Origin of the sequence: Phenylobacterium sp., from assembly GCF_037138395.1 — a bacterium.
Lineage (GTDB): Bacteria > Pseudomonadota > Alphaproteobacteria > Caulobacterales > Caulobacteraceae > Phenylobacterium.
The window spans coordinates 1-11,220 of record NZ_JBAXIM010000086.1; the positions used below are offsets into that span (position 1 = coordinate 1).

At 68.2% G+C, this 11,220-nt stretch carries 6 protein-coding genes; 1 reads left to right on the forward strand and 5 read right to left on the reverse strand.

The genetic code is table 11. The annotated features are described in order from the left end of the window. Nucleotides 1-4,477: cytochrome P450 (locus tag WCJ52_RS08220; protein ID WP_336902823.1), on the forward strand; the 4,477-nt coding region annotated here is incomplete at its 5' end. On the opposite strand, the gene fba is transcribed toward WCJ52_RS08220, so the two are convergent. The 5 genes from fba to tkt all read right to left on the reverse strand — a co-directional run bounded on the left by fba (nucleotide 4,441) and on the right by tkt (nucleotide 11,044). Beyond that, nucleotides 4,441-5,505: a class II fructose-bisphosphate aldolase gene (gene fba, locus WCJ52_RS08225; protein ID WP_336902824.1), complete on the reverse strand. Its 1,065-nt coding sequence runs from the start codon at nucleotides 5,503-5,505 to the stop codon at nucleotides 4,441-4,443. The two genes, WCJ52_RS08220 and fba, sit on opposite strands and share 37 nt — an antisense overlap. 12 nt (nucleotides 5,506-5,517) lie before the next feature. Next, complete coding sequence (locus WCJ52_RS08230; RefSeq protein WP_336902825.1) at nucleotides 5,518-6,720, reverse strand: phosphoglycerate kinase; 1,203 nt, start codon at nucleotides 6,718-6,720, stop codon at nucleotides 5,518-5,520. 4 nt (nucleotides 6,721-6,724) lie between these two features. Further along, on the reverse strand, nucleotides 6,725-7,732 hold the full coding sequence (gene gap / locus WCJ52_RS08235) for a type I glyceraldehyde-3-phosphate dehydrogenase (RefSeq protein ID WP_336902826.1): 1,008 nt from the start codon (nucleotides 7,730-7,732) through the stop codon (nucleotides 6,725-6,727). A gap of 123 nt (nucleotides 7,733-7,855) precedes the next feature. Next, nucleotides 7,856-9,067: a formate-dependent phosphoribosylglycinamide formyltransferase gene (gene purT / locus WCJ52_RS08240; RefSeq protein ID WP_336902827.1), complete on the reverse strand. Its 1,212-nt coding sequence runs from the start codon at nucleotides 9,065-9,067 to the stop codon at nucleotides 7,856-7,858. 3 nt (nucleotides 9,068-9,070) lie between these two features. Further along, the gene (tkt, locus tag WCJ52_RS08245; RefSeq protein ID WP_336902828.1) at nucleotides 9,071-11,044 is read right to left on the reverse strand and encodes a transketolase; all 1,974 of its coding nucleotides are present in this window, start codon (nucleotides 11,042-11,044) and stop codon (nucleotides 9,071-9,073) included. Between the last annotated feature and the right edge of the window lie 176 nt (nucleotides 11,045-11,220).

The following is an 11,220-nucleotide window of genomic DNA, read 5'->3' on the forward strand; positions in this document are numbered from 1 at the left end:
GGCTCCCGCCTCTCCCCCCGGCCTGATCGGTGAAATCACCTCTGCCGCCACTAAGATCGTCATTGGTCTTGTCCTCAGGCTCTACCGCATCTTCGCCCCCAACGGACGCCTGCTTCCCCTCTCCTACAGGCTGGTCACCCGGTTCAAGGACGTCACGGAGGTGCTCAACGACCCGGACCGCTTCCGGGTGCCCTTTGGTCCAGAATGGACGGCCATGGGCGACGGCCGGAACTCGGTCCTGGGGATGGATGGGCCCACCCATGCCCGCCAGCGCGCCCTCTTCGAAGAGATCATGGGGCGGCGGCACTGGCATCTGGATAAGATCCGGATCTCGACCAAGGCGGCGGAAGTCGCGCGCGGACTGATCGAAGAAGCTGACGGGGGCCTGGATGTCGTCGCCGATGTCTTCCAGCGCACCATCACCGAGGTTTGCGTCGATTACCTGGGCCTGGAGGCGCCTGACAGGGCCGCCTTTGCAGACTGGCTGATCTCCAAGACCTGGCTGACCTTCGGCGATCCCACGGGCGTTCCCGAAGTCCGAGCCCGGGCAATGCAGGGCGCAAGGCTGGCGCGGTCCGTGATCGAACATAGCCTTGAAGTGGCGACGCATCGGCCTTCCGGAGACACGCTGGCGAACCGTCTTCACGAACTGGAGGCCAAGGGCAGGCTCGACAGGGACGAGAGCATCGCCATCCTTGACGGCGCCGCTGGCGGCTTGGTTCCCACGACCACCCTCTGCATGACGCGCCTGTTCTGCGAGCTCATGCGCCACCCGCACTGGTGGAATGAAGCCAAGGCTCTCGCCTGTACCCTGTCGGGTCGTACGGGGACCCAGGAGGACAGCCTTCTGAAGGACAGGACTCGGCTCCAGGACATCCTTCTGGAAGCGGCTCGCCTGGCCCCGACCCTCTATCCTGGTCAATTTAGGTGGGTGGCGACCGCCGGCGTCATCGCCAAGGGAACCCTTCGCGCAGCTGCCGTGAAGCCGGGCGAGGTCCTCATGGTCGCCACGGCCGCAGCCCTGAGGGATGGCCGGCGTTTCCGCTATCCGAACCTCTTCAATCCGGACCGGAGCCCAGAGGAGAAGCAGGCCGCCCAACTCATGTTCGGAGACGGCGTCCACAAGTGCATCGGGCTGTACGCCTCGATAGAGATGATGGTGGAGATCGCCATCGCCCTCCTATCGCAGGAAGACCTGTCGACCGCGCCGGGGGACGCAGGCAAGCTTGTCTCTGTGGGTCCGTTCCCCCGCCAACTGAACATGACCTGGAAGACCCGCCGGCCCATCGCCGGCCAGCAGATGGTCGTGATTGCAGCCCGCCTGCCGCCCACAAACGCCGCCGCCTTGAGCCAGGCCCTGGTCACCCTACAGGCCGCCAGGGGTCGGGACGACATGGAGCGCAGCGGCATTGTCCATTTCGCCTCCTTCAGCGTCCTCGACCTGGCCGGGGACCCCCAGGGCCTTGTCTGGCCCGGCAAGCAGAAGGACCAGGATTTCTGGCTGGTGGGCGACCTCAACTTCGACGGTCCCTTCGAGGCAGGCCTCGACCGAATTGCCTCTGAAATGGTGGATTGGCTGCCGACCTTTCGTCTGGCCGACCCCTCCATCAACACAAGGTGGGATCTCGCACGCTTCCTGAAGGCGCACGCACTGGACATCAGGGCCACGCCCTGGGGCGCGACGGGTCTTCAGTATCAGGGCAGCATCGGCCTGCCGGTCAGCGACATCCAGAATCAGGCGCAGCTTGCGGGCTTCGTCCGGGAGGTCGCCGACTTCCTCAACACCCACGGGAGCCTGGAGCCGAGGGACGGGAGCCGGCCGGCGAAAATGACCCCGGACGCGGTACAGATCCTCGATACGGTCCGCCGGCTGATCCGGCAGGATCCGGACATGGTCATGCTTGCCGCCGGAAATCCGGCCATCACCAGCCTGGTGCTCAAGGGCGCAGAATTCCGGCCACTCCTGCTCAGGCCTGTTTCCAAGCGGCTTGCCTTTGCGGACTACGTCACGAGCCCGGACAGTGAGAACCCTCCGCCTGGCCGGGTCGCCGCCCTTATCGCCGCAGACCGCCAGAGGGCGATCACCCTCGGCGTCCTCCTCGCTCTCGCTGTAGGTATCGTGGCAGCCCTGCGCATCTTTCCGGGCGGAGGTCCTCTCCCTGGCGCCCTGGAAATCGCCGGCATCCTCGGAGAGAGCCTCATCTGGGTCTCGATTACGGCCCTGGTCACCGCCGGCTTGGCGGCAGGCCTGTTCACGCTCCTCCTGCTCGCCCACGAGGCGGGAGACCGCAGTGACCCGAGCAATGCCTCTCCCGCACAGGTCACAGAGGTGGAGACCTTCGAGAGCGAACCGGGTTACGCGCAAAACCATATGATCTCGGTCACCCGGCTGAAGGCGGGGGCGTTCCGGCGGTACACCCTGGCCCTGGGCATGTGGGTGATCCGGCTCCTGGCGCTCTTCGCCTTCCGCAAGGGCAACCTGGCGCGGATGGGAACCATCCACTTCGCCCGCTGGGTGAAGCCTCCGGGTGCGAAATCCATGGTCTTCCTGTCCAACTACGATGGCTCCTGGCTGAGCTACCTGGAAGACTTCACCGCCCTGGCGTCGTCAGGCCTGAACCTGGCTTGGGGACACAGCCAGGGCGCGCCCACCCCGCGGCTGCTCGTGCTGGATGGCGCGTCAGACCCCGACGCTTTCAAGCGCTTCGCCAAGCGCTCCCTGCAGAAGACCAACTTCTGGTTCTCGGGCTATCCAGGCCTGACCCTGGAGAATATCCGCAGGAATGCGCTGATCCACGACGGCCTCATGCGGGCCGCCAATGCCAGCGAGGCGCGCGACTGGCTCGACATGCTGGCCTCGGTCAAGCGGCCGGACCAGGAGATCGAGACCCCCGAGATCCAGACCCTGATCCTCCGGGGCCTTGGCTCCCTGCCAGCCATGGCCTGCGGACTTGTGCGTTTTGATGCCGCCGCCGACCTCGTTTCGTGGACCGACGCCCTCACCAGGACCGTGAACTTCGGGAACGAGGACCCTGACCCGCACAGGTGGGAACAACGGCTCTGGTCCCAAGTGCTGGCCGGCGACCGGCACCCCTTGCCAGAAGAGCCTACGGCGGCCTTCGTCGCCTTTACGGCGACCGGACTGACCAAACTGGGCTTGCCGGCGCCGGACTCCGGCACGGGGCTCGGCGACTTCCTGGCCCCCTTCAACCAGGGTATGGGCGGCCGGTCCCGCGTGCTGAGGGACGGCGGGCCTTCGTCTCCGGCCTCTTGGCAGTGGTCAGACGCCTCGCCCTGGACCGGGCGTCCAGAAGGCGATCGCTCCGTGGACGCAGTACTTCTGGTCTACGGGGTCAATCCGGGGACCTGTCAGGCGGTCATCGACGGTCACGTAAATACCCACGGCCTTACGCTGGTGAAGAGGATCACCAGCCCAGTCCGTCCGGTGCTGGAGAATGGCCTGCGGGCTGAGCCCTTCGGGTTCGCCGACGGCATTTCCAACCCGGCCATCAAGGGCCTTCGGGGCAATCCGGGGCTGCAAGCCGACCAGGTCTCACCCGGGGAAGTCCTTTTGGGCTACCCCCACATGCGTGGCGGCCTGCCCCCGACCTGCGAGATCCCCGGGCACCTTGATCCCCTGGACATCCTTCCCGCGATCCGCAGCCAGGCGTACCGGCGCTATCCGGCCTTTGGCCGGGAGACAGGGGCGGCGGCGGACCATGATTTCGGCCGCAACGGGACCTTCCTGGTGGTGCGCCAGCTGGAACAGGATGTGGCGGCCTTCATCGACTACACACGGCAGGCGGCGGCGGCTCTGGTGCGACAGGCTGGCGCGCCCAAGGTGGACGCTGACTGGGTCGCCGCCAAGATGGTGGGGAGATGGCCGGATGGATCGCCGGTGGTTCTCTATCCCGACCGGCAGCCGCGAAGGCCCGACATGACCAACGACTTCCTCTACGCCACCCTGGACCCCCGGGGCATCGCCTGCCCCCTCGGGTCCCATGTCCGGCGTACGAATCCGCGGGACAGCCTGATGGCCGACGACCTCAAGACGCCCAACCATATCAGCAGCCACCGGATCCTGCGCCGGGGCCGGGCCTATGCCGAGCCGGGCGCCCAGGGGGCGAGTCCTACCGAGGGGCTGATCTTCCTGGCCGCCTGCTCCGACCTGGAACGGCAGTTCGAGTTCGTCCAGCAGTCTTGGGTTGGCAATCCGTCCTTCCACGGCCTGACCGGCGAATCCGATCCGGTCATCGACAGCGACGGGGGGGTCCAGTCCCTGTCCCTGCCGGACGGCCGTACGGTGCGGCGTCTCAAGGGAATTCCGGACTTCGTCACCGTGCGCGGCGGGGGCTATTTCTTCATGCCCAGCCGGTCGGCCCTTTACTACCTGGCGGACAGGGCCCGGCGGATCGCTCCGCCTCCGCCCGCACCGCCGCCTCAGCCAACCTTCGGCGAAAGGGTACCCGAGGCATAGCGTTTGGCCATGTCCGACAGGGGGATGGCCCGGATCTTCGAGGCATGGCCCGCCGTGCCGAATTCCTCGAAGCGCTGGCGGCAGACCGCGCGCATGGCCTCCATGGCGGGCTTGAGGTACTTGCGCGGGTCGAACTCGCCGGGGTTCTCGGCGAAGACCTTGCGGATGGCGCCAGTCATGGCCATCCGGTTGTCGGTGTCGATGTTGATCTTGCGCACGCCGTTCTTGATGCCGCGCTGGATCTCCTCCACCGGCACGCCCCAGGTTTGGGGCATCTCGCCGCCATACTGGTTGATGATGTCCTGGAGGTCCTGCGGCACGCTGGAGGAGCCGTGCATGACCAGGTGGGTGTTGGGCAGGCGGCGGTGGATCTCCTCGATCACGTTCATGGCCAGGACGTCGCCGTCCGGTTTGCGGGTGAACTTGTAGGCGCCGTGGCTGGTGCCCATGGCGATGGCCAGGGCGTCGACCTGGGTAGCCTTGACGAAGGCCACGGCCTGGTCGGGATCGGTCAGCAGCTGGTCGTGGTCGAGCTTGCCCTCGAAGCCGTGGCCGTCCTCCTTCTCGCCCATGCCGGTCTCCAGGCTGCCCAGCACGCCGAGCTCGCCCTCCACCGAGGCGCCGACCCAGTGGGCCATATCCACCACATTGCGGGTGACCCGGACATTGTAGTCGTAGTCGGCGGGAGTCTTGCCGTCGGCCATCAGTGAGCCGTCCATCATCACCGAGGTGAAGCCGTACTGAATGGCGGTGGCGCAGGTAGCCTCGTTGTTCCCGTGGTCCTGGTGCATGCAGATCGGGATGTGCGGGTACATCTCGGCCAGGGCGTCGATCAGGTGCTTGAGGACGATGTCGTTGGCGTAGGAGCGGGCGCCCCGGCTGGCCTGGATGATGACGGCTGAGTCCGTCGCATCGGCCGCCTCCAGGATGGCCAGGCCCTGCTCCATGTTGTTGATGTTGAAGGCCGGGACGCCATAGCCGTGCTCGGCGGCGTGATCGAGGAGCTGTCGCAGGGTGATCCGGGCCATGTTCCGTCTCCGTTAGCGTTGGGACTGTTTCGACAGGGCGGCGACGCCGGGCAGGATCTTGCCCTCCATCCACTCCAGGAAGGCGCCGCCGGCCGTCGAAACAAAAGTGAAATCCTCGGCGCAGCCCGCATGGTGCAGGGCCGCCACAGTATCGCCCCCGCCAGCCACGGCCACAAGCTTGCCGGCCTTGACCAGGTCGGCGGCGGCGCGGGCGGCCTCCACCGTTCCCCGGTCGAAAGGCGGCATCTCGAAGACGCCGAGGGGGCCATTCCAGATCAGGGTCTTTGAGTTGGCCATGGCCCGGCGCAGGCGCTCCACGGTCTTGGGGCCGGCGTCGAGGATGCGCTCCTCGTCGTCCATGGCGCCCAGCTCGCGCACCCGGGCCGGGGCGCCGGGCGCCAGCTTGTCGGCGACGACGATGTCGATGGGCAGGAAGAGCTTGCAGTTGTGCAGTCCAGCCAGGCGGATGATCTCCCGCGCCGTGTCTGCAAGGTCCTTCTCGCAGTAGGAGGCACCGACCTCATGGCCCTGGGCGAAGAGGAAGGTGTTGGCCATGCCCCCGCCGATGGCCAGCTTGTCCAGCTGGGTGACGAGGTTGGACAACAGGTCCAGCTTGGTCGAGACCTTGGAGCCGCCGACAATGCCCATCACCGGGCGCTCGGGCCGGCCCAGGGCGCGGTCCAGGGCGTTCAGTTCCAGCCGCATCTGCTCACCGGCGCAGGCGGGCAGGATGTGGGCCAGGCCTTCGGTGGAGGCGTGGGCCCGGTGGGCGGCTGAGAAGGCGTCGTTGACATAGAGGTCGCCATTGGCGGCCAGGGCGCGGGCGAAGGCCGGGTCGTTGGCCTCCTCGCCCGGATAGAAGCGGACGTTCTCCAGCAGGATCACGTCGCCAGGGCCCATGGCGGCGACGGCAGCTTCCACGTCCTTGCCGGCGCAGTCCGCAACAAAGGCCACAGGGCACCTCAGCACGGCCGACAGGGCCGGGGCGATGGGGGCAAGGCTCATCTCCCGGACCCACTTGCCCTTGGGCCGGTCGAAGTGGGCCAGCAGGATCACCTTCGCCCCGCCGGCGCGCAGCTTCTCGATGGTCGGGGCCGCCGCCCTCAGGCGGGTGTCGTCGGTGACAACGCCGTCGGCCATGGGGACATTGAAATCCACCCGCACCAGGGCCCTGACGCCAGCCAGGGAAACGTCGTCTAGGGTCTGGAAGGCCATCAGTTCAGATCAGGCGGGCCATGGCCACGGCGGTGTCGCTCATCCGTGAGGAGAAGCCCCACTCGTTATCGTACCAGGACAGGATCCGGCCGAGGCGGCCATCGATCACCTGGGTCTGGGCCAGGGCCACGGTCGAGGACGCGGCCACGTGGTTGAAGTCGGTGGAGACCAGGGCCTCGTCGGTGACCGCCAGTACCCCCTTCAGGGGCCCTTCGGCGGCGGCGCGCAGGGCGTCGTTGATTTCCTGGACGGTCAGTGGCCGCCCCGGGGTCCAGACCAGGTCGATCACCGAGACGTTGGGCGTCGGCACACGGATGGACGAGCCGTCCAGCTTGCCCTGTAGTTCCGGGATGACGAGGCCCAAGGCCTTGGCAGCCCCAGTGGAGGTCGGGATCATGGACATGGCCGCAGCGCGGGCGCGGTAGAGGTCCTTGTGCATGGTGTCCAGCGTCGGCTGGTCGCCCGTGTAGGAATGGACGGTGGTCATGTAGCCACGCTCTATGCCGGCCAGGTCCTGCAGCACCTTGGCCACCGGGGCCAGGCAGTTGGTGGTGCACGAGGCGTTGGACACCACCAGGTCGGCGGCCGTCAGGGTCTCGTGGTTCACCCCGTAGACGATGGTCTTGTCGGCGTTGTCGCAGGGCGCGCTGACCAGGACCCGCTTGGCGCCGGCCGCAAGGTGGGCGCTGGCCTTGTCCCTCGTGGTGAAGATGCCGGTGCACTCGAAGGCGATGTCGACGCCCAGGTCGCGGTGCGGCAGCTCGGCCGGGTCGCGCACGGCGGTAACCTTGATCCTGCCACGGCCAACATCGATCGTGTCGCCGTCCACCTTCACTTCGCCAGCGAAGCGGCCATGGACGCTGTCATAGCGAAACAGGTGGGCGTTGGTCTCAACTGGGCCGAGGTCGTTGATCGCGACGACCTCGATATCGGTGCGGCCATGCTCGACCAGGGAGCGCAGGATATTACGGCCGATACGGCCGAATCCGTTGATGGCGACACGCACAGTCATGAATCGGTCTCCGAACCTTTAAGCGGGCTATTTCGTTGCGGTTTTTTAGGTCCGCGAGGGGGAAGTCAACCCTGACCGGGGCGGTTTCGGCGACCGCTCCCTCCGGCGGGCGGGTCGCGGCATTCAGGCGCGGACCACCCGCACCCGGGAGGCGGCCTCCCGGGCCCGCTCGCGGGCGGTCTCGACGTCCTCCGCCCGGGCCAGGGCCACCCCCATACGGCGGCGCTCAAAGGCTTCGGGCTTGGCGAACAGGCGCAGGTCCGCACCCGGCACGGAAAGGGCTTCGGCGACCCCTTCGAAGGCCACGCCCCGGGCTTCCATGCCGCCGTAGATCACGGCGCTTGCGCCGGTCTCGCGCAGGCTGGCGTCTACCGGCAAGCCGAGGATGGCCCGGGCGTGCAGGGCGAACTCGCTCTGGGCCTGGGTGGCCAGGGTAACCAGGCCCGTGTCGTGCGGCCGGGGACTGACTTCCGAGAACCAGACCTCGTCGCCCTTCACGAAGAGCTCGACCCCGAAGAGCCCCAGGCCGCCCAGCTCGTCGGTGACCGCCCCGGCGATGCTGCGGGCGCGCTCCAGGGCGAGGTCGGACATGGGCTGGGGCTGCCAGCTTTCGACATAGTCGCCCTTGACCTGGCGGTGGCCGATGGGCGCGCAGAAGTCGGTGCGCACGGCGCCGTCAGCGCCCAGGCTGCGGACCGTCAACTGGGTGATCTCGTAGTCGAAGGCGACCCGGCCCTCGACGATGACTCGGGCCTGCTCCACCCGGCCAGCCTCCAGGGCGTAGCGCCAGGCAGAAGTGATCCCATCGGGGTCCTCGACAAGGGACTGACCCTTGCCCGACGAGCTCATCACCGGCTTGACGAAGCAGGGGAAGCCCGTGACCCGGGCCGCGGCATCGGCCAGTTCGGCCTCCGAACTGGCAAAGGCATAAGGCGAGGTCAGCAGGCCCAGGGTCTCGGCGGCCAGGCGTCGGATGCCCTCGCGGTTCATGGTCAGCTGGGCGGCGCGAGCCGTGGGGATGACGGTCGCCAGGCCCTCGGCCTCGATCCGCACCAGTTCATCCGTGGCGATGGCCTCGATCTCCGGGACGATCAGGTGCGGCCGCTCGGCCTCGACCAGGGCCCTCAGGGCCACGGCGTCGGTCATGGCCAGGACATGGCTGCGATGCGCGACCTGCATGGCCGGCGCGTTGGCGTAGCGGTCAGCGGCGATGACCTCGCAGCCCAGGCGCTGCAGCTCGATCGCCACCTCCTTGCCCAGTTCGCCCGAGCCCAGGAGGAGCACCCGCACGGCGGAGGGCGACAGGGGGGTGCCCAGGCGGGAGGGCGCGGCCACGGCTCAGCCCAGCTTCTGGTGGACGGCGTCGGCCACCGCCCGGGCGGTGATGCCGAAGGCCTCGTAGAGACGCTCAGCCGGGGCCGAGGCGCCGAAGCCCTCCATGCCCACGAAAATACCGTCCGGGCCGATGAAGCGGTCCCAGCCCATGCGCACGCCCGCCTCGACCGCGGCCTTGACCTCGGTCTCGCCGATGACCGCCGCCTTGTAGCGGTCGGTCTGGGCTTCGAAGAGCTCCCAGCAGGGGGTGGAGACCACACGGGTCCCGATCCCTTCGGCCTCGAGCAGGTCGCGGGCCGCCAGGGCCACGGCGACTTCCGTGCCGGAGGCGAACAAGGTGACCTGGGCCGGCGAGCCGGCGGCGGCCAGCTGGTAGGCGCCGTAGGCCGAGAGGTTTTCCCCCGAGGCGGTCGTACGCACGGCGGGGGTCTTCTGGCGGGACAGGGCCATGACCGAAGAGGTGGTGCGGGCCGAGACGGCCAGCTTCCAGCACTCGGCGGTCTCCACGGCGTCGGCCGGGCGGAAGACCAGGAGGTGGGGCATGGCCCGGAGCGAGGCCACGTGCTCCACCGGCTGGTGGGTCGGCCCGTCCTCTCCCACCCCGATGGAGTCATGGGTCATGACGTGGACGACCCTGGCGCCCATCAGGGCGCCCAGGCGGATGGCGGGCCGGGAATAGTCCGAGAAGACCAGGAAGGTGCCCGAGAAGGGGATCACCCCGCCGTGCAGGGCCATGCCGTTCATGGCCGCAGCCATGCCGTGCTCGCGCACGCCCCAGTGGACATAGCGGCCGGCATAGTCCGGGACGTCGAAGGCGGCCGTGCCCTTGACGAAGGTGTTATTCGACCCCGTCAGGTCGGCAGAGCCGCCGATCATTTCCGGGATGGCCGGGAACAGGTGGTCCAGGGCCGCGCCGGAGTGCTGGCGGGTGGCGGCGGCGGGCCGGGCCTCTACCGCGGCGGCGATATGGGCGTCGAGGGCGGCGAAGGCGTCGGCGGGCAGGTCGCCGGCCACGGCGCGCTGGAAGTCCGATCCCATTGCAGAGCCGGCCAGGCGCGCCTGCCAGGCCTTGCGGCCCCGCACGCCCCGGCGGCCCGCCCGGTGCCAGGTCCTGACCAGGTCGTCCGGCAGCTCAAACGGGGGCAGGTCCCAGCCCATGGCCTTGCGGGCCTCGGCGATCTCGGGGTCGAACAGGGTATAGCCGTGGCTGTGGGGATCGGCCTCCTTGGGGCCGGCGCCCTTGGAGATGCGCGTGCGGCAGGCGATCAGGGTCGGCCGGTCCTGCTTCACCGCCCAGCGCAGGGCGGCGGCGATCCTGCCGTGGTCATGGCCATCCACAGCCTTCACGGCCCAGCCATAGGCCTTAAACCGCGCCAGTTGGTCGCCCGTCTCGGCGATGGTCGCGACGCCATCGATGGTGGTGTTGTTGTCGTCGAAGAGAACCGTCAGCCGGTTCAGGCCGAAGCGCCCGGCGATGGAGGCGGCCTCGTGGCTCACGCCCTCCATCAGGCAGCCGTCCCCGGCGATGACCCAGGTGCGGTGATCCACCAGGTCCCCGCCGAACCGGGCGGCAAGGTGGCGTTCGGCCATGGCCATGCCCACGGCGTTGGCAAGGCCCTGGCCGAGGGGACCGGTGGTGGTCTCCACCCCCGGCGTATGGCCGAACTCCGGGTGGCCGGGAGTCTTGGAGCCCCACTGCCGGAAGTCCCGGATCTGGTCCATCGTGACGGCCTTGTAGCCGGTCAGGTGCAGCAGGGCGTAGAGCAGCATGGAGCCGTGCCCCGCCGACAGGACAAAGCGATCCCGGTCCGCCCAGTCAGGGCGGGAGGCGTCGAACTTCAGGAACTTGGTCCAGAGCACGGTGGCGACATCCGCCATACCCATGGGCATGCCCTGGTGGCCGGATTTCGCCCTGTGCACCGCATCCATGGAAAGGACACGGATGGCATCGGCCATTTTGACGGGCGAGACAGGCATGGCGGGAATCCGGTTGGGGGCGGAAAGGAAGTTGGGCCTCGCACAGGGCATCGGAAGGGTCAAGAAACGTAAGTGGTTCCGGCGGCGCGCCGGATGGCGCTATACAGTCTGGGCAACCTCCGGAGTCCCCCATGGCCCAGGACGAATCTCCTCTCGAACAGGCGGCGCGCCGCCTG